This window comes from Pseudoalteromonas sp. NEC-BIFX-2020_015 (assembly GCF_012952265.1).
In the GTDB taxonomy this organism is placed as follows: domain Bacteria; phylum Pseudomonadota; class Gammaproteobacteria; order Enterobacterales; family Alteromonadaceae; genus Pseudoalteromonas; species Pseudoalteromonas neustonica.
On record NZ_JABCJL010000021.1, the window covers coordinates 24,633 to 43,855 of the forward strand.

Below are 19,223 nucleotides of genomic sequence, written 5' to 3' on the forward strand. Positions count from 1 at the left end.
AATCCAGATTAGTTAACTTTAAATTCTCTTTTAATAAAAAAGACAGGAAAGCTGCATGTTCGTCTCGAGTAAAACGTATTTATCAATAAAAAATCAAAATGATGCGCTAGTAAAGGAGATCGAAACATTAAAAGCGAAAAACAAAACCCTCTTTGATGAAAAGCAGCATTTACAAACACAACTTAATGATCAAAGAAAAAACGACATACAAGTATTTCAAGAAAGCTTACTTACAAGCTCTATTGATTGTATCACTCAAATTGAAGGAGTTCGTCAAACCGTTTTAGAGTCGTATTTAACCATTGATGAAGAAAGTAAAGTTAGCTACCAAATCAATGAACTACTTGATAACTCAAATGTTTCACTTAAGCATATTGTTCACGAAATGGAAATTATGGCAAAAAAAATGGGAAGTATGACCGAAAACATTTCAGGCCTTTCAAGTATGGCTGATAGCATAAATACGTTTGTAGTTACCATTTCGAAAATTTCGGATCAAACAAATCTACTAGCTTTAAATGCAGCAATTGAAGCTGCACGTGCAGGTGAAGCTGGTAGAGGCTTTAGTGTGGTTGCTGATGAAGTTAGAACACTTGCCACTAATACAAATCAATCTGCACAGGAAGTGTCTGAACTGGTCAAAGAAATTATTGCCAAAACAGGTGAAACCGTAGAGTCTGTTTCAGATATTCAACAAAATAATGCCCAGCTTTCTACCAATTTCGATTCTTTAAATAACGATTACAGTGCAATTATCAGTCACTGCACCAAAATGAAAGATACTATTACGAGTGCTGCAACGCGCTCATTTATTCAAACCGTTAAGCTAGACCATATAGTTTGGAAAGGCGATGTTTATGCTGTTGCAAACGGTACTAGTAAAAAATCAATCGACGACTTTACAGATCACACAATGTGCCGCTTAGGAAAATGGTATAACTCTGAACAAGCTCAGAACTTCAAAAAACTTAATGCTTTTAAACAACTTGAAGAGCCACACCGCGAGGTACACCGTAATGGTGTTGAAGCGTTAGTACTAATACATAACGGTGAAAGAAGTAAAGCAATCAAACATATAAATAAAATGGAAGCTGCTAGTGAGCGCGTGATGAATTTGCTTGATGAGCTTGATAACCATTAACTCTGTTGCTCTATAAATTACGCATTTAACCTGCGATCGAATAAAACTAAATATGTACGCATGGGCGTTAAATAATGAACTACCCCGCGCCAAGGCTTTTCGCTTAGGCTCAAATTCGCTTCGCGAAGAGGGGTATCTTAATTAGTCTAAGGTAAAAAACCTTTACGCCGCAAGCGACGGGGAATAAACCCGAAAAGATTTAAAAGTACGGCATAACTATAATATTTTTTAGTTGACTAAAACCTTATTCAAGCTTATTTTCTCGCTGATGTTTTTATCGGCACAACAATAGCGGTGCACCCTCTGTACCGTCTGGCGATAAGCCAACGCACTTCACTGTATTTATAAGTGACATTTGCGTGCAAAAGCAGTGACTTGGAATATAAGCCTTTGAGCTAACATTTTTTGTTAAGTCACTTGGGCCAATCACTCAAGTACTTTTTATTTTGTGAATACTTAAATGCTTGAACCTTCTGCGCTAAGTCTTGTGCCGCCCATTGTGGTGGTGATATTGGCGATCATTTTACGCCGTCCTATTTTATCTCTACTTATGGGTGCCTTAGTTGGCCTTGCCATGCTTGATCCTGTTGCTATGTTAAGTAATTTTGCGGCTGCGTCTTTAAAAGTGATGGTCGATGAAACCATTGGCTGGCTTATTTTAGTGTGTGGTGGCTTTGGTGCGTTAATCGCATTATTGGTGCGTACTGGTGGCGCAGCCGCATTTGGCAGCTTTGCACTGCGTTTTTGTAAAGGCCCGCGTTCATCATTAATGATGACTTTTATCCTCGGTATCGTGATTTTTATCGACGATTACCTCAATGCACTTACCGTGGGTGAAACCATGAAACGCATTACCGATAAATTTAAAATCAGCCGTGAAATGCTCCCTTATGTGGTTGACTCTACCGCTGCGCCAATTTGTGTACTCGTACCTTTATCTACCTGGGCGGTCTTTTTTGGTGGCTTGTTGGTTGATAACAATATTGCTAGGGCGTGTTGACCTTTCGTGATTGATTTTGCAGCATGTTTGGTTTTTAGGCAAGGCAGAGCCTATGATGTGTGGTTATTCCCCGTACATAGGCGATAACGTAGCATAAATGCCAAACATGCTGCCCGAAGTGTTCTGCCTAGGGGCGATTAACTCTTTGTTACCTACACGGATGTAGGTAAGGGGCGTAAGCAGGACGCGGAAGCTTTACTCGATTTTTACTTAGCCCACTAGGTTGCAAACCTCGCGCCGCGATTAAATCGCCCCTAGATTGAACAAATTTTAATCCTGAAAGGTCAACAACCCCTAATGTAATCGATTTTACATACACTCAAAATAAACGTTTAAAATTTTCCAACTGATTTTACTGAATCCGTTAATGAGGCCGCCCCAACATAGCCGATCATACTCGGGTTTTTACTGACTAAGTCAATAACATCTGCATCATTTCCTACTTCTTTTGGTGGTGACCCTTTACCCGTAAAAATCAATTTTGACCAATAAGCTTTTAATTGGCTGCCCGATTTAGATAGCACATTACTATCAAACTCTTTACGCGCTGCAGAACCTTCATCTTGATTTAATGGCACCGCTTGATTCCCATCGGAAAATGATTTCGCTTTCCCTAAAAAAAGCTTTGAAATTTCAGATTGATCAAAACTACTACTATTTGATGGGTGAACAATAATAATAACCTCGGCATTTACTGAGTAACAACTAAGCAATAAAAGCGATAAGAATACTTTTTTAAACAATATCATAACTTATTCCTTAAAATACCAAATCAATGCCAAATGTGATCGACTCACTATCACCTGCAACGGCCAAATCAAAGGATTCATCATTCACTTTGTCAAATTGGACTTTAAAAGCCGCAGAGGAATGAAAATCCCAGCGTACGCCAACAGACGTTGTATCATGTTGTTCACCATCCTCGGCATCTTCTTCAAATTGAGAATAGGTAACATAAGGAGTGATGGTATCGAAGCGGTAGCCTAAGGTAATCATTGAGGTATCAAGGTTGCCATTTAAATCCAACCGATTTAGCTCTGTTAGTATAAATAAATTATCAAAATCTAAATTGACCGCAACACCATAAAATTTACCTGTTCGACTAGTTTCACCATCAAATAATACTTGCTCACCTTTACGGTAGCGCTCATTTTTGTATGTCATATGAGTTAAGCGAACTTCAAACCAATCTTTGTTTAACTGCAGTACTCCACCAAGCATATCACGCCAAATTTCACGCGTAGGCTCTTTGAAAAAAAACTCACTGAGCAGTTTATTTTCCTTATCGTCTTCCTCACCGTAGTAAAGATTACCCATGACAGACCAATCACCAATCTCACCACTATAGAGTGCGTTAACACCGTTGTAGTTAAATATTTGCCATGTGTAATTATCTGCAGGTGGACGCATCCACACATAGGCATAACCTACGTCATAAAAATCTGAATAATAAAACAGCGGCAAACGCTTTTTACCTGCTTGGATCGTCCAATGTTCATTTATTTCATAAGATATGTATGCCCACTCGATTGTTGCATCAAAATCATTAGCCCCTCGGGCAACAATTTGACCTGTCATGGATAAACCTTCGGCTAAATCAGCATTAATTTGTAGGCCGAATAAGCTTTCAGGCTTAAATGAAATATCTTCTGAGTAAGCTGAAACAATCGGATAGTCAGCTAAAAAGGTAGGGGGTATATCGTATTGCGGGACTCCACTTCCAGATAAAACCTTACCGGCATTGATGCTGGTAAATCCTGAGAAGTTAATCTCGCCATAAGAAGCACCTGTAAATAAAATGCAATTCACAGTTAATAACCAATACAGCTTTTTCATCATTTGCGTTACCTTATGATATTAGTATTTTGCAATATGCAGTAATAAAACTAGCTTACCGTGAAAATTTTGCTCATTATTTATAAAAAATTATTTTAAAATTAAGTATTAAATATTATTTTTTCCATCATAAATCACATCAATATAACGATCAAAATGCTTTATAAGCGTACAGTAAAAACAATCTTAACTTCTATTTTTGATAAAAATGGGGGGCATCTACAAATATATCAATTACTCAAAGTGCAACCACTACGAGATTTATTTTAACTAAGCCAAGACTATTACTTGTATGTAAGGGCTGAAAAAGCAGATAATTGCATCCATATAATTAATACACTCACTAAGTAATTTTTTAGCCTTTGCTAAACTTACTTGTCAGTGCGCATTTAAGTGGAACTATTTAATGGAAATTAAAGTTAATTTTCTCGACAACCTCAGACTAGAAGCCAAGTTTGACGATTTCTCTGTGATCGCAGATCAACCAATTCGTTATAAAGGCGATGGCTCTGCGCCAAGTCCATTTGACTACTTTTTAGCATCATCTGCGTTATGTGCTGCGTACTTTATAAAAGTGTATTGTAATGCCCGTGACATCTCGACAGATGGTATTCGTGTTGCGCAAAACAATATTGTTGATCCTGAAGATCGTTATAACCAAATTTTCCAAATTCAAGTAGAGCTGCCTGAAAGCATTTCTGAAAAAGACCGTACCGGTATCCTACGTTCAGTAGATCGCTGTACAGTTAAGCGCGTTATTCAAACTGTGCCTGAATTTAAAATCGACGCGGTAGAGAGCTTAGATAATGACGCACAGGCCATGCTAATGGCAAAGCCTGAAGGTAGCGAAAACACCTTTATTTTAGGTAAAGATTTACCGCTTGAGCAAACCATTGCTGATATGACCGCGATTTTAGCTGACCTAGGCATGAAGATTGAAATCTCATCGTGGCGTAATATCGTACCAAACGTATGGTCGTTACATATTCGTGATGCCGCCTCTCCAATGTGTTTTACCAATGGTAAAGGTGCCACCAAAGAAAGCGCATTGTGCTCTGCCCTTGGCGAATTTATCGAGCGTTTGAACTGTAACTTTTTCTATAATGATCAATTCCTTGGTGAAGAAATTGCCAACAGTGAGTTTGTCCATTACCCAAATGAAAAATGGTTTGCACTTACCGATGATGACTCACTACCTGAAGGTATTTTAGACGACTACACGCTAAGCATATATAACCCTGAAGACGAACTGTGTGGCTCACACCTTATCGACACTAACTCAGGTAATGTTGAACGCGGCATTTGCTCAATTCCGTATGTTCGTCAATCTGACGGCGAAACTGTGTACTTTCCTTCAAATTTAATTGAAAACTTATTTTTAAGTAATGGCATGAGCGCAGGTAATAACTTTGCCGAAGCTAAAGTGCAGTGCTTATCAGAGATTTTTGAACGTGCAGTTAAACGCCAAATTATTGAGCAAGAACTCGTATTACCAGATGTGCCAGACGCAGTACTTGCTAAATACCCAGCTATTGTTGCCGGTATTAAAGGCTTAGAAGAGCAAGGTTTCCCTGTAGTAATTAAAGATGCCTCGTTAGGCGGTCAATTTCCGGTTATGTGCGTTACCCTAATGAACCCAAAAACAGGTGGTGTATTTGCCTCATTTGGCGCGCACCCAAGTTTTGAGGTCGCTCTTGAGCGCAGCTTAACGGAGCTATTACAAGGACGCAGCTTTGAAGGTTTAAATGACGTGCCAAAACCTACCTTTAACAGTATGGCCGTCTCTGAGCCTGAAAACTTTGTTGAACACTTTATAGACTCAACCGGTAAAATTTCATGGCGTTTTTTCAGTGCTAAACACGATTATGACTTTGTTGAATGGGACTTCTCGGGCACTAACGAAGAAGAAACTGCAAGTCTGTTCGGCATCTTGAAAGACTTAGGTAAAGAAGCCTACATAGCGGAGTTTTCAGATATTGGCACCGCGTGTCGTATTTTAGTGCCTGATTATTCAGAAGTTTACCCTGTAGAAGACTTAATTTGGGATAACACCAACAAAGCCCTTAAATACCGTGAAGACATTTTAAACCTGCACAGTTTAGATGAAGATCAACTAGCCGATTTAGTCGAGCGCTTAGAAGACAGCCAACTTGATAACTACATCGATATCATCACCTTAATTGGCGTTGAGTTTGATGAAAACACAGTTTGGGGCCAGCTAACAATTCTTGAGCTTAAATTACTTATTTACTTAGCATTAGGTGATTTAGAAGCCACAATGGAACTGGTTGAAACCTTCTTACAGTTTAACGATAACACCGTTGAACGCGGGTTATTTTACCAAGCAATGCATGCCACACTCGAAGTTGCACTGAGTGAAGATTTAGAAATTGAAGACTATATTCACAGCTTCACCCGCATGTTTGGACAAGAAGTAATGGATGCCGTGGTAGGTTCAATCAATGGCGATGTATTGTTCTACGGTTTAACACCGACCAATATGCAACTTGAAGGATTAGAGCGTCATCAGCGTTTAATTGACAGCTACAAAAAACTCCACGCCACACGCGCTGCAAGAGCTAAATAAAATCGGCTTTATGCCGCGCTAATAACTTCTTAAATTTAAGCACCTAGCATTGGCAGGTGCTTTATTTTTTTGTAGCGCAAAGCCAACGACAAACAATGCGCAAGTTCCTTGTTCGGCAATGCTTGCTCAAGCTCAAACACCAAAGCACGATTACCTTGATAGACAAAGGTATCGCCATATAGCTCTTTAAATGTATCGATTAGTTTTGTTTTACAATTAAAGTAAATACAAAATTGCTGCGGTGCTTTTTCTTTATAATCGAATCTTATTGTTGAACCACTTTTTGAGATATAACTTGGCTCACCCCACTTTAAAGTTTCCTCGACAGTAGTAATACCATTCTGCGCAGCTACCTGAAAAATTAAGTCTCTAATTTCATGTAATACAACCGCGATACTTTCAGGGTACGTCATAAATTTTTGTTTAACGCTATCTTGCATTTAGCTACCCTTAAAGAGTCGAAAAATCATGTTCTTTCGTTAACGTAAGTATATTTACTTGTTTATCTAAGTCTGTACTTTCATAGATTTCAAGTGTAGTTGAATTAGTTAAAAATAAACTCACATCAATGTAGCCGTTTACCTGTGCTGAAAACATTTTTCCCTGCCACTGTAACTCCTGAGACAAATTGGTTTGCTTAGCTGCTGCAATAACATCCTTAATAACCGTTAACCCAACAGCGTTCGAATTGCCATCATGGCGCTTTACTGTAATTCCACCTAGATCCGCTGCAAATGTGATTTCTAGCCATGCGGGCTTTTCTGAATGTTTCCAGATACCTGCTATCGAATTAACTACGGGCTCATACCGGTAATGCCCGGTGATTTTATAACGGAACAACACATCTTCACGCTGAGGGCCTGCGCCTATGTTATGTACTATCAGCGGCGTTTTATTATCTACTGCGTATGTGTTTACCACAATGCCGATATGCGGCAAATTACCCGGTAGCATCCACGTAACAATATCACCCGCTTTGTATGTCTGTGCTTTATTTGTAATAGGAAGTACTGTGCCATGGCGTTCAAAAAACACCTGTAAATTTGGTACGCGGCGATGGTCAATATTGCTATCGGGATTAGCGAGTCCCCATATTCTTTTTGATGGATACGCTGAAAAATTATCGCGCATGTCTTCATGCACTCGCTGTTGTAAATCAACCCCCAGTGAACGGTAGCTACGAATAACCACGTCAGTGCACACGCCAATATTGGCGGGAACATCACCATTTGGATACGCAATTCGATGATATGCACCGTCGTAACGGACATTGTGCTGTGTTCGCTCATTCACAGCAATAACTAAGTCTTCAGTAAATGTATTACCGTAGCCAATTGAAGAAAGTAAGAATAGAAAAAGCAAGCCTAATTTAATCATAACATTCACTTATAAAATTTATGTTAGTTTGTATTCAAAATCAGCTTCAGCTTCGCTGTCTATAAACACATTGATTAGCTTTTGCTGGTTTAAAATAGCATTAACAAGTGAGTTGGGAAATGTTTGGATCCCATTGTTATACGACTCAACATTTTGATTAAAAATGCGTACAGCAGCGCCAATATTTTCTTCTTGTTCTGTTAGCTCCTTCATAAATCCAATATACAATTTAGATGCTTTCAAATCGGGATATGCTTCAACAGCAACTCTAATGCCACTCACTAAAGCCCGAGTACTTTCTTGCGTGGTTTTTAAACGGCTATGATCAATATCTGATTCTGATAAACTTTTGATCGCTTCACGTAATTGCGTGATTTGCTTTTGCAAAGCTTGTTCATAATCGCCGTATTTATTGAGTGAACTTTCTAGATAAGGAATGATTTTATTTTTTTGTCGCTGCTGAGCAATAACATTCGCCCACGCCCTTTTAACCGCGTTATGACGACGGATAATACCGTTATAAATTTTCACTATAACGATAAACACGATCGTCAATGGGATTAAAATCGCTAAAATTTCCACAGAAGATCTCCCTTATTTAAAATTATTATCTGTTAAAGTCATTAATTTATGCGCAAAAAGCAGTAGCTCATTAAGTCTATTAGCTTCATTTTTTTCATTTATCTCGGATAAGAATTCCTGAGGTTGCTCTAGCCCAAATTTACGCGTATTTTCGAATAATTCAACCACAGTAGATAAACACGCCTTACCATGGCTGTTAACTTCAAAATGAACGCCTTTAAGCTGTTCGTCTAAATCTTCGAAAGCGACCACAACAGCTGGCTTTAAAAATTTACTTGCGCGTTTGTCATCTTTGCATTTAACCCAAAATCTTTTATTAAACTCTATTGAAGCGGGTGTAAACGACTTTTGAGACTTAATAGCCGTGCCAGTTTTAATTTCAATTTCTTTGGTAAAATTAAAATCAAATAGGATCCCATAACGCCTTGCATGCTCATAAGTTATTACGGTTCGTGTTGTCATCCTCCCCTCTTTATCTGTAGAGGTTACAACCTCTCGGCGTTGAGTAACATAATGAAAACAGTAATATTGATACGCAAATGAATATTCACTCCCACTAAAGTTTGCATTGAATAATTCTTCGGTGTTCCAGGAATAGTTGCCTCGTTGGAAATCATTAAGCACTTTAGCCATCTTTTTTGCGTGCTCAGTACCATTCATTTTTTGAGGTGTCATAGCAGCATCTACGAAAAGGTCTTTTCTATAGAGCTCATCTGATAAGGTATCAATTCCCGAATTGCGAGTAAGTCCAAGCCAAATAAAAGTACCGCACCCAATAAGTGAAAGTATGATTGGCATGCACTTAATAATTGACTGCTCGTAGTAGAAAAAGAAATTATAATTAAACTCAGGGGCGATTAAATAATAAAAAACACACGCAGTAAATAGGCATAAGCCTGATAATACCCACATCATAGTATTGTTGAACGCAATAGGCCCATCAAATGCGATGGCATCTTCAATCACACTACTTAAGCATTGTTGTGTTGTGACATTTTTTGACTTTTGTTTAGTGCTATCAAGTAAAGCTCGAAGCCTTTCATTATGTGAGGGCATACAAAAACATCCATATTAAATTTTTATGTGTTCATCCGTGACTTTGCATAGTAGCGTATCTAAAAAGTAATTCCAAACAATTGAATTAATTATAAGAAAGTAAAATTAGTCTTCACATTTATTTATAAAAAGTATTATTTTGCAATAAAAAAGCCCAAGCAAATTGCTTGGGCTTAATGTTTTTATACTACTTACATTAGCATTTGTTACTTTTGCAGTTTAATACCATTAAAGTGCGCTTTTAAATCAGTAACCAGTGTTTGTTTTGGTAGATCGGCAAATGGAGTATCTGCAAATTTACTGCCACGCAACTGCACATTTAGACGCGCTGCTTGTGGGTTTAACATCGTTTGCTTGTAGTAATCTTTAATATCGGCAAGTGTGACCTTTTCTACCTCTGAAATTAACTTTTGTTTTGAGTTAAAATCAAAGTTTTCACGGTACCAATCACCAATCAGCGGGCCCATCTCATCGCTAAGGTTTTTAGGCTGCTCTTTTAACGAGACAAGTGTGGCATTTTTAAGCTGCGCAAAGGTCTCTTCGCTCATGGCTTCAAGCTCCACTGCATACTGTTTTTTAAACGCTTCAAAACGCGCTTGCATCTCTTTCGGCCCTTTAACAGGGGTTTGGATAAACAAACCTATTGCTGAGTAATCTTCAACTGAACGTGCAAGTGCGCCAACAGCATAGGCTAACTGCTCTTCTGTGCGCATCTTATCAAAGGCAATAGTTCTAAAATGATCTTGCAATACTTGTGCTTGCGCCTTTTGCTTATAACCTGCAATTGGGTGAACTGTCATATCAATAATGGCAACATCAGCCACATCTATGTCTTTTTGTAAAACGATAGTTTCACCTACTTGCGGTAACCACGCTTTACTGCGCGTAAATGACGTTGACTTATGATCTTTCGGTAATATTGCCGTCAGCTCTTTTGCAATTGCTTCAACATCTTGTTGATTGTAGTTACCAAAAGTAAATACACGCAGTTCATTGCGGCTAAACGTTTGATTTTTTAGTTCTTCAAAATCAGCAATCGTCAGTGTTTGGGCTGTTTTGATCAATGCATCCGTATCAAAACTACCAGTGCGTACTAGTTTTGAATATTCACCAAAAGCTTGGTAATAAGGGAACTGCTTTTGTGCATTGAGTAAATCACGTTGGTAGCGATCGAGTGCTTGAGCAAAACCTTGCTCTGCTACTTGTACATCTATGCTTTCAAGTGCTTGCGCAAGTAAAACATTTTGTTTATCTGTAAAGCCGCTCATTGACAAAATAAGGCCATTGCTGTCTTCAAGGCCAACACTCATACCGGCTACAGCTGCTTCAGTGCTGAGTTTACTTTGCTGAAGATTATATAAATCTGCCCATACTGAATACAACACTTTCGCTTTAATATCCACAAGTGCATCAGGAGTATTTAAATAAACTTCTACAAGGCCCTTTGGTTGCTCTGCAAAGTTTTGGCTCGCTTGACGCCATACTTTTACACCGTTTTTATCGTATGTAAGTTCTGGGTGTTTTTGCTCGCTAAATTGCGTGGTTTTAATTGCAAAACTCTCTGGAAGTAAACGATTAACTGTTGGTAATGCTAAGGCAAATTCACTTGGTTTGTTCCAGCTAGCAATTTCACTTTCACCAATGTCTGCTATGCGGTATTTACCATCATAAAAATGCAGTTTTGAGTCCGTTTCTTCTTGCTGTGAGGTGTACCAAATACGCAGTGTTTGCGCATTTAATTGTGCAAGTACTTCATTAATTGCATCTGCATCAAACTGTGCATAATGATATGGCGCATTAATAGCATGATTAAGTGGGTAATCTTGCATGCTGCCCGCTAAGTTACTAACATACCCAAATTCATCGCCTTTTTCTAAAAATTTAAATTCGTTATTAAGCGACGTGCGGATCTCATTAAAGTATTTACTATCAACCCCTTCACGCTTGATCAAGTCAATATATTGCATAATAGTCGCGACAATTGTTTCGCGGTTTTTCATGCCCTCATCTGTCAGCTGAATATCAACCGAAAGCATGCCATAGTTACCATAATGTGTCGGTGAACTACTTGCAGAGAGTTGTGATACCCAGCCCTTATCACGTAAAATTTGTGCTGGGCTTCCTTGCATCTCGTTGCTAAGTAAGTAAGCGACAAAACGGTTTGGTTTAACAGCAAATTCATCGCTATTATCTGTAATTGTAAAATCTAGTTGTAGCTGCTTCACATCTTCATTTGGTGCGTAATGTACGCGTTTTCCGCCAACATTATCAAAGTCTAACTTTTTAGTAACAGTGGGCTTATCAATTTTTTTGTCTTCAATATCAGCAAAATATTTTTGTGCTTTCGCTTCCATTTCTGCAAGTGGAAGATTCGAAATCATCGCCACTTTCATAATATTTGCAGAGTAATACTTATTGTAAAAATCAACGGTTTCTTTATGCAGTGAGCTGCCTTCTTTATCGCCTAATGTTTCAAGGTTACCAATTAAAAAGCGGTTTGCAGGGTGATCGCCCATCATTTTACGGGCAAGTTTAAACTGTCCAAAAAAGTCCATTTCACGACGCATTGACCATTCTGCATTGACGGCATTTTTCTCTTTGTCTGTGTACTCAGGGTAAAGCTTTGGTGATTTAAAAAAATCAGCAAAACGATCAAGTCCTTCATCGTAGGCATCGTTATTTACTTTAAACATGTAATTAGTGATATCGAGCCAAGTGTACGCGTTGTGCGCGCCACCATTTTTGGTCATAAAGTCAGAATAACCCTTTGTATCAGGGTAACGCTCGGTGCCTAAAAACAGCATGTGCTCTAGATAATGCGCCATACCTTGCTGGCTCATTGGGTCATGTAATAGACCTACACCAACACTTAATGCTGCAGCTGATTTTTCAGCACTTGGATCAGAGACTAAAATTACTTCGATTTCGTTAGCAAGCTTGAGTGTTTTATATTCACGGTTATCATTTGGGCTGACAACTAGCGTGTCTGATAACAAAGAGGTTTGCTGTTGAACTGGCGTCGTTGTTGTACCACAACCACTTAATACAGCTAGCGCAATGGCACTTAAAGTAATAATTTTTTTCATAACGGGAATATAATCCATATTTGTTGTCTTGTGAGTATGATCGGTAAACCCAACAGGGCTTGCAATCATTTTCATAAATACTTTGTAACACATTGTGAATTGTAAAAACAAACTGTTAGGCTTAAGAGACTGTAATTATAAGAGGTAATAACAATGGAAAAATATTTATTGCTCGCTATGTTTTGTCAGGTATTGCTGACGTTTGCGGTTATGATCATTATGGGGCGTCGCCGCTTTAGCGCTGCGCGTAATAAGACAATCTCGATGCAAGACTTTGTCACTATGAAATTAGATAAAGCCGGTGATGATGTTCATGTAGCAGGTCGTAACTTTGTTAATCAATTTGAAATGCCCGTATTGTTTTTTGTGGCCAGCTTAGCGGCTTTACAACTCAATGCTACGGGATATGTACTTATTGTATTGGCGTGGTGCTTTGTAATTTCACGAATAATACACAGTATAATTCACTTGGGAGGCAATCGCGTTAAGATGCGTTATTATAGCTTTTTAGTCAGTTGTTTATGTGTATTAGCTATGTGGATTCAAATAGTTACACAAGTCTTTTTGATGTAACGAGCATTTTTATATTTTGCTATCAATAAACCTGATAGCAAAATATACATAAAATTTGGATGGCTATGCTGCGCGACGACGCTTAAAACCAGCAAATAATAAAGGGAGTAATAACCAGCCCATGCTGCCTCCATCTGAGCCACCCGTCGATGGTTTTTCAACTGTATCTATTAGTGTATTTTTAGTTGGGTTTAAATTAACTGATGAATTTTCATCGTTATCTAATACTACAACACTATTTATAGATACTAAGTTTGCTGTAGTAAGTACAGTATCTGTGCTGGCACACTGTTCTTTAGTCACATTGACAACGGGTACTTCACCACAATGCACTAACTCAGCAATGGTATCGAGCACAGCAAAACTGTCAGTGCTTATTTGGCCAAAAACCGTAAAACCACCATTTTGTATATCTAAATTTGCACTGTTATCTTTTAAATTAAAAAACCACTGACTGGTTGCACTATTTTCATTGCGATCGAGTTTTGCCATCGCAATAGTGCCTTTTACATTAGACAGCTCGGGCTCATTCTGAACAGCAGCAGATGTAGTGATTGCTTTAAAACCCTCATCATAAGTAAAGCCACCCCCTTGGATAATAAAATTATCAACAGAACGGTGTATTACCGTTTGATTATATGCATCACTTTGGATGTACTTTAAAAAATTAGCGACTGTTTTAGGTGCATGTTGATCAAATAGATCTATCTTAATAGTCCCTTGCGATGTTTGCATTTCAACAACCGTCGCATAACTGTTAAAAGATGCTGCGGCTAATAAACTACATAGTAATAATTTTTTCATTTTTGTTATGTTTCCCAAATTTATTTTAATTATTTAACATTTATGAAATGATAATAAACCTTTGCAGCGAAAGCGATAGCTAAGAGCCTGTTTATACAAATAAGAGCAGTTTGATTACAACTTAATTACATTTTGATTGCAGAGCCTTACACTATCTCTTTATTCTTTCATGTTATAACTAGGTTCTTCTTAAGTCTAAATCGTCTGAACAGGCTATTTCTTATTTGTTAGTATTACTCAAATAATAAAAACTAGTCGTAACAGGATACAAAGCAATGTCATACACTACTGAGCATATTTGTGATTTTGGATTGCACAAAGGCGAACCATACACCAAACTGCCCGCCAGCTTTTTAAACTGGATGGTTGGTAATAATCACGAAAAATCAGCGTTTGCACATCAAGAGTTACAAAGACGCCAACTTGCTGCAACAGGAAAATTAACTGCAGAAACTACATTTGAATTAGAATAATTACGTTATTTTAAAAACAAACTAGGTTAAACTACGCGCTTAATCACCAGCAAATATGGACAACACGGGTCACATTATGCGCGTATTTATTACACTCTTTTTATTACTGAGCCTCAGTGCATGTAGTAATAACAATACCCCAACTCAAAAAAAACCAGCAGCCGAAACTCAATATCTCACTGTTTTACATACCAATGATAATCATGGTCGCTTTTGGCACAATGAAAAAGGCGAATATGGTATGGCCGCACGTAAAACATTGATTGACCAACTTAGAAATGACGCAAAAGCTCAGGGTCATGCCGTACTACTTTTATCTGGCGGTGATATTAATACAGGTATACCGGAGTCAGACTTGCAATTTGCAGAACCTGATTTTAAAGGTATGTCATTTATTGGTTATGATGCAATGGCCCTTGGCAATCATGAATTTGACAATCCTTTATCCATTTTAAAAAAACAACAACAATGGGCTAATTTCCCTCTGCTGTCGGCGAACATTTTCGATAAAAAGACTGGAGAAAATGCTTTTCAAGCCTATCAAATTTTCAAGCAACAAGGATTAACAATCGCTGTTATTGGTTTAACCACAACCGATACAGCAAAAATTGGTAACCCCCAATTTATTGGTGGCCTTGAATTTAAAGAGCCTGTTGAAATAACCAAAGCAGTAGCTCAAAAAATTAAAGTCCGATATCAACCAGATATCACAATTGCCGTCACCCATATGGGTCACTATGTTGATGCTTCATATGGTATTAACGCCCCTGGCGATGTAACCCTCGCACGCTCATTACCTCATGGCACCTTAGACATGATTATTGGGGGTCATTCACAAGAACCAATTTGTATGACTGCTGATAATAAAAGTGATGACAACTTTAAACCAGGCATGGCATGCAAGCCAGACCAACAAAATGGTACTTGGATTATGCAAGCCCACGAATGGGGTAAGTACGTTGGTAAGGCGATGTTCAAAATTGAAAACAAACAGCTTACGTTAATCAACTATGAACTACTGCCAGTTAATTTATACATAGATAAAGTAAACGCTAATGGTATAACTGTTCCCGAGTTAGCAAACGAATACATTACACCAAACCCTGAATTGAAGAGCTTTTTAGCACCGTATCAAGCTAAAGGAGCGAAACAAATCGAGGGGAAAATTGGCTTTGTTAATGCAAAATTAGAAGGCGATCGTAATAAAGTCCGTTATCAGCAAACTAATTTGGCGCGCGTCATTATTCAAGCACAAATGAACAGTGTTAACGCAGACTTTGGCCTTATTAGTGGCGGCGGTGTTAGAGACAGCATTTCGGCAGGTGAAATAAGCTATAAAGATATTTTAAAAGTACACCCGTTTAAAAACCGCATTACTTATATGGATTGGCAAGGTCAAGATTTATGGGACTATCTTGATATTGTAACGCGTTTCCCGCCTGATTCTGGCGCTTATTTGCAATACCATCAGCTAAGCTTTGAGCGTAATAATGATTCTCTAATTAACGTAATGATAAACGGCAAAGAGTTAAATAAAACGAAAACATACAGAATGAGCCTTAATAGCTACAATGCTTCAGGCGGTGATGGCTACCCCGTACTTACAGATTTAAAGGGCTTTGTAAGCACTGAGGAAACTGATGCACAAGCCTTAAAACGATTTTTTAGTGAGTACAGCCCTGTAGATGCTGCGGAATTTTCACCTAAATAACCGACGTTGACTATGGTCAATTTGAAATCTCAAATTGACCATAGTCAACCCCACCTCTACTATTTACCGATCACAACAATGTCATCTGCTTTTATATTGACTAGCCCATAGCTATGAAGCCGCGAACGGGATCCTTCTCCATGTGCTTTTGGCGGGTAATACTTATCTTTTAGCTCGGGGTACTCACTGAGTATTTCATCAAGCGCAGCACGAATTTCACTTAATGTTTTTTCTAAACTATTGGTAAAATTAGGTCGTTTACGAATTGTATGTCCTAGCTCAATCAAACGGTAAAAATATTTATTAGCAAGTTCAAGGAGCTCAACTGGCACATCTTTATTTTGGTTAAGCGTTACATCAGGGTTATCTATACAAAACTCGATTAGTGCTAAATAAAAACACAACGGCTTGTTAGCAAGAGATACCGCCAATATTTGATTTTCAGTATTGCCTAATGTTTTATTATTTAAATCAATCGTAACTTTTACAAACTCAGGAAGCGCTTTCTGAAGTTCTTGTTTTTTCGGGGACAATCGCTGGCGGTGTGTATATTGAATTAATTCAGCCCAGTACCCTAAAAGCAGCGCGCATGTTAAAAGGATCAAAATAACAACAACATCTCTCCATGCCCACCAGAGGTTATTAATAGAGAAAGTTACCGACACACGCTGATCACTCGTTTGCAAATAATGAAGACGCTGTATTGAATTAGTTGTATTTGATACAGAATCAATAGCGGTGTCACCAATTGCGATCACACGCACTCGATGCGGGGCAAGTTGCAAATTAAGACGCTTAATATAATGTTTTATAGCCTCATTATTACCTGAGTGCTTTAAAAATGTATTTGATAAATCCAACCGCGGTAAATCTAACGCAATACGCTTTTCTGCTTGGGCTATAACTAACGCATCAAGATGGTTTAAGCGAGTATAATCAGACACTTTAAAAAGCCCAAACGAAATAACGAAAAATGAGAAAAATAAAATATAAATCATTTTCTTATTTATCACGTTGCTCTCCTAAATAATCCACACGATTAGTACCACTGTCGCAGCCCCAGTAGGGTTCAACATGGTTAAAATAAGGAGACGTTTGCAACTTAGAAAGCGTCATCAATCTTGCCTGAATAGCGCATAAAAGATCTGTATTTTCATGCTGCATCTTTAAATACCAGCGCGTGCCAACAATGTTATCGCTAATTGGTGTTATATAGTTTTTAGAAAAAGATAGTTGGTCTTCATCTTTCCAAAATGATGCTATTAAATCAACTTGACCATTAGCAAGTAAGTCTCTTAATTCATTGTGGGAACTTGCGTAAGTAATTTTTAAATTCTCTAAGTTAACACCTAAATTTTTAAACGTTTGCTTGGGTAAAATATGACCTGACCTGCTTGTTGGATAATCAAGTAAACCGATTCGTTTACCTAAGAAATACTGCTTATTAATCTTTGGTTTTTCTTTTGCTGAAATAAAAAAAGCCGTATAGCTTGGAAAGCCGACAATCGGCTGATAATTGTAAGTAGATTCAGCTTTGAATGCAGACATAATATTGTTTTTTGCCAAGATCAGATCAGCAATCCCCTTACCAACAAACTCAATACTGTCTGATGTTCTGTAGCCCCAAAAACCTACAACCTCGCCATATTGTTTTGCAACAACGGCATCCTCACACAAACTTTGAACTAATGAAGACGCTACATTTTTTGAAGGCGCATACACAATTAAATGCTCTTTATTTTGCAATGCTGTCGTTTGGCATCGGGTGGAAGTCTCAATCAACGGCTTTAACGTTCCTACCAATGCATTCGTATTTATTTGCCCACTAAGCCAAGTAAGTAAAAAAAACAGTAACAAAACAGTAACAAAGGTACTTTGCTGCAAGGCAAGATGCTTAATTTTCAAAAGTTCAACAATCCAAAACTAAAAGTATCTCTATTTGACCAATTTTAATTACTCATTACAATAGGTAATTTTACTCAAAAGAACTAAGCGTTTGATTTTTAATATTATTAAATAAGAAATTATGAATCTTATTGAGTCCTTCCTATTTCGCTGAAAATCAGGACAATCCACTTCTAATTATATTGTTCTTAGCTGATAAATTATTTTTAGGAAAATGAAAATGTTAAGCAAAATAGTAAACGGAACAAGTTACTTCTTAGCCATAACTCTACTTTTAATCACTAACAATGCACTTGCTTGGGGTCAAAATGGTCATAGGATTATCGGCCAAATTGCTGAAAATCATTTAACTGAGCAAACAAGACTTGCATTAACGCCATTGTTAGAAAATCAAAGTTTACCGCAAATTTCAACTTGGGCAGATGAAATGCGCTCAGACCCGAGTGAGTTTTGGCAAAAAAAATCCTCACGTTGGCACTATATAAACGCCCCAAGTAATAGTAATCACTTTACGCACGATCATTCTCATACATTAAATAAAGAGAACGTTAAAAATATACTTGATGGCATGTACTTCGCAATTAACACATTAAAAGATGATAAAAGTTCACTTGAAGCGAAACGTTTCAGCTTGCGGTTTCTTGTCCATCTAGTGGGCGATAGCCACCAACCATTTCATGCCGGTCGTAAAGAAGACAGAGGCGGAAACAAAATTAAAGTCACTTTTTTTGGCCAAAATACCAACCTACACTCACTGTGGGACACGAAGTTAATCGAAAATGAAAATTTATCGTTCACTGAGTTTGCACAATTTATAGATAGTAACAACGCTGAAATAATTTCCGAGTATCTTGCAAGCTCACCGGAGCAATGGTTAACAGAGTCACATAACTTTGCATCTGAATTATATAAACTTAAAAGTGACGAAATTGGATATAGCTATATTTACCAAAATACTCCCATTATTAAAATGCGCTTACAACAGGCTGGGATCAGACTCGCTGGATTGTTAAATAACCTATTTGACAATACGGCAAAACCGTTAGAAAAGGCACTTAAGATGCCAGCTAACATTAATTAAATATAAACCTT

General features: G+C 37.9%; 15 protein-coding genes and 2 pseudogenes. 7 read left to right on the plus strand and 10 right to left on the minus strand.

Annotated elements, in window-relative coordinates; genetic code table 11:
- Positions 1–55: 55 nt before the first annotated feature.
- Together HH219_RS15125 and HH219_RS15130 are read left to right on the plus strand one after the other, a co-directional pair.
- Positions 56–1,141: a methyl-accepting chemotaxis protein gene (locus HH219_RS15125; protein WP_054205969.1), complete on the plus strand. Its 1,086-nt coding sequence runs from the start codon at positions 56–58 to the stop codon at positions 1,139–1,141.
- Between the two features lie 460 nt (positions 1,142–1,601).
- Positions 1,602–2,129: pseudogene (locus tag HH219_RS15130) on the plus strand (sodium:proton antiporter); the annotation flags it as partial.
- Between the two features lie 344 nt (positions 2,130–2,473).
- Here HH219_RS15130 and HH219_RS15135 read toward each other — a convergent pair.
- Both HH219_RS15135 and HH219_RS15140 read right to left on the minus strand, forming a co-directional pair.
- On the minus strand, positions 2,474–2,890 hold the full coding sequence (locus tag HH219_RS15135) for a phosphate ABC transporter substrate-binding protein (RefSeq protein WP_211842152.1): 417 nt from the start codon (positions 2,888–2,890) through the stop codon (positions 2,474–2,476).
- A 10-nt stretch (positions 2,891–2,900) separates the two neighbouring features.
- Positions 2,901–3,977 (minus strand): hypothetical protein, encoded by a 1,077-nt coding sequence (locus HH219_RS15140; RefSeq protein ID WP_054205981.1) that lies wholly within the window; start codon positions 3,975–3,977, stop codon positions 2,901–2,903.
- 406 nt (positions 3,978–4,383) lie between these two features.
- On the opposite strand from HH219_RS15140, the gene HH219_RS15145 reads away from it, so the two are divergent.
- Complete coding sequence (locus tag HH219_RS15145) at positions 4,384–6,564, plus strand: OsmC domain/YcaO domain-containing protein (RefSeq protein WP_169327946.1); 2,181 nt, start codon at positions 4,384–4,386, stop codon at positions 6,562–6,564.
- Positions 6,565–6,599: 35 nt separating this feature from the next.
- Here HH219_RS15145 and HH219_RS15150 read toward each other — a convergent pair whose 3' ends face one another.
- From HH219_RS15150 to HH219_RS15170, 5 genes and pseudogenes are all read right to left on the minus strand, one after another.
- Positions 6,600–7,004 (minus strand): DUF1801 domain-containing protein, encoded by a 405-nt coding sequence (locus tag HH219_RS15150; RefSeq protein ID WP_169327947.1) that lies wholly within the window; start codon positions 7,002–7,004, stop codon positions 6,600–6,602.
- A gap of 358 nt (positions 7,005–7,362) precedes the next feature.
- A pseudogene (locus tag HH219_RS22085) lies at positions 7,363–7,941 on the minus strand (DUF1287 domain-containing protein); the annotation flags it as partial.
- An 18-nt stretch (positions 7,942–7,959) separates the two neighbouring features.
- Positions 7,960–8,523, minus strand: coding sequence for a LemA family protein (locus HH219_RS15160; protein WP_349251624.1), 564 nt, complete (start codon positions 8,521–8,523; stop codon positions 7,960–7,962).
- 12 nt (positions 8,524–8,535) lie between these two features.
- Entirely contained in the window at positions 8,536–9,321 is a 786-nt protein-coding gene (locus HH219_RS15165) for a hypothetical protein (RefSeq protein WP_169327948.1), read from the minus strand.
- A gap of 464 nt (positions 9,322–9,785) precedes the next feature.
- Entirely contained in the window at positions 9,786–12,665 is a 2,880-nt protein-coding gene (locus HH219_RS15170; protein WP_169327974.1) for an insulinase family protein, read from the minus strand.
- A gap of 153 nt (positions 12,666–12,818) precedes the next feature.
- Here HH219_RS15170 and HH219_RS15175 point away from each other — a divergent pair, with 153 nt between their 5' ends.
- A complete protein-coding gene (locus HH219_RS15175; RefSeq protein ID WP_054455741.1) occupies positions 12,819–13,238 on the plus strand; it encodes an MAPEG family protein in 420 nt (139 codons plus the stop codon).
- A gap of 63 nt (positions 13,239–13,301) precedes the next feature.
- Here the strand turns inward: HH219_RS15175 and HH219_RS15180 are convergent, their stop codons facing one another.
- A complete protein-coding gene (locus HH219_RS15180) occupies positions 13,302–14,042 on the minus strand; it encodes a peptidylprolyl isomerase (RefSeq protein ID WP_169327949.1) in 741 nt (246 codons plus the stop codon).
- Between the two features lie 275 nt (positions 14,043–14,317).
- Between HH219_RS15180 and HH219_RS15185 the strand changes: the two genes are divergently transcribed.
- Together HH219_RS15185 and ushA are read left to right on the plus strand one after the other, a co-directional pair.
- Positions 14,318–14,515 carry a hypothetical protein gene (locus tag HH219_RS15185; protein ID WP_054205962.1) on the plus strand — a complete coding sequence of 66 codons (198 nt, stop codon included), beginning with the start codon at positions 14,318–14,320 and terminating at the stop codon, positions 14,513–14,515.
- Between the two features lie 76 nt (positions 14,516–14,591).
- Positions 14,592–16,226 carry a bifunctional UDP-sugar hydrolase/5'-nucleotidase UshA gene (ushA, locus tag HH219_RS15190; protein WP_054205961.1) on the plus strand — a complete coding sequence of 545 codons (1,635 nt, stop codon included), beginning with the start codon at positions 14,592–14,594 and terminating at the stop codon, positions 16,224–16,226.
- A gap of 59 nt (positions 16,227–16,285) precedes the next feature.
- Here the strand turns inward: ushA and HH219_RS15195 are convergent, their stop codons facing one another.
- Together HH219_RS15195 and HH219_RS15200 are read right to left on the minus strand one after the other, a co-directional pair.
- Complete coding sequence (locus HH219_RS15195; RefSeq protein WP_169327950.1) at positions 16,286–17,239, minus strand: hypothetical protein; 954 nt, start codon at positions 17,237–17,239, stop codon at positions 16,286–16,288.
- On the minus strand, positions 17,229–18,131 hold the full coding sequence (locus tag HH219_RS15200; protein ID WP_169327951.1) for a PhnD/SsuA/transferrin family substrate-binding protein: 903 nt from the start codon (positions 18,129–18,131) through the stop codon (positions 17,229–17,231). The genes HH219_RS15195 and HH219_RS15200 overlap by 11 nt, the downstream gene beginning before the upstream one ends.
- 220 nt (positions 18,132–18,351) lie before the next feature.
- On the opposite strand from HH219_RS15200, the gene HH219_RS15205 reads away from it, so the two are divergent.
- Complete coding sequence (locus HH219_RS15205; RefSeq protein ID WP_064435969.1) at positions 18,352–19,212, plus strand: S1/P1 nuclease; 861 nt, start codon at positions 18,352–18,354, stop codon at positions 19,210–19,212.
- The last annotated feature ends 11 nt before the right edge of the window (positions 19,213–19,223 follow it).

Bases quoted from the DNA above. Each gene is read 5' to 3' on its own strand.
- HH219_RS15145 (WP_169327946.1), top strand. From the start codon at position 4,384: ATGGAAATTAAAGTTAATTTTCTCGACAACCTCAGACTAGAAGCCAAG.
- HH219_RS15185 (WP_054205962.1), top strand. From the start codon at position 14,318: ATGTCATACACTACTGAGCATATTTGTGATTTTGGATTGCACAAAGGC.
- HH219_RS15175 (WP_054455741.1), top strand. From the start codon at position 12,819: ATGGAAAAATATTTATTGCTCGCTATGTTTTGTCAGGTATTGCTGACG.
- ushA (WP_054205961.1), top strand. From the start codon at position 14,592: ATGCGCGTATTTATTACACTCTTTTTATTACTGAGCCTCAGTGCATGT.
- HH219_RS15180 (WP_169327949.1), bottom strand. From the start codon at position 14,042: ATGAAAAAATTATTACTATGTAGTTTATTAGCCGCAGCATCTTTTAAC.
- HH219_RS15170 (WP_169327974.1), bottom strand. From the start codon at position 12,665: ATGAAAAAAATTATTACTTTAAGTGCCATTGCGCTAGCTGTATTAAGT.
- HH219_RS15125 (WP_054205969.1), top strand. From the start codon at position 56: ATGTTCGTCTCGAGTAAAACGTATTTATCAATAAAAAATCAAAATGAT.
- HH219_RS15165 (WP_169327948.1), bottom strand. From the start codon at position 9,321: ATGCCAATCATACTTTCACTTATTGGGTGCGGTACTTTTATTTGGCTT.
- HH219_RS15135 (WP_211842152.1), bottom strand. From the start codon at position 2,890: ATGATATTGTTTAAAAAAGTATTCTTATCGCTTTTATTGCTTAGTTGT.
- HH219_RS15150 (WP_169327947.1), bottom strand. From the start codon at position 7,004: ATGCAAGATAGCGTTAAACAAAAATTTATGACGTACCCTGAAAGTATC.
- HH219_RS15140 (WP_054205981.1), bottom strand. From the start codon at position 3,977: ATGAAAAAGCTGTATTGGTTATTAACTGTGAATTGCATTTTATTTACA.
- HH219_RS15205 (WP_064435969.1), top strand. From the start codon at position 18,352: ATGTTAAGCAAAATAGTAAACGGAACAAGTTACTTCTTAGCCATAACT.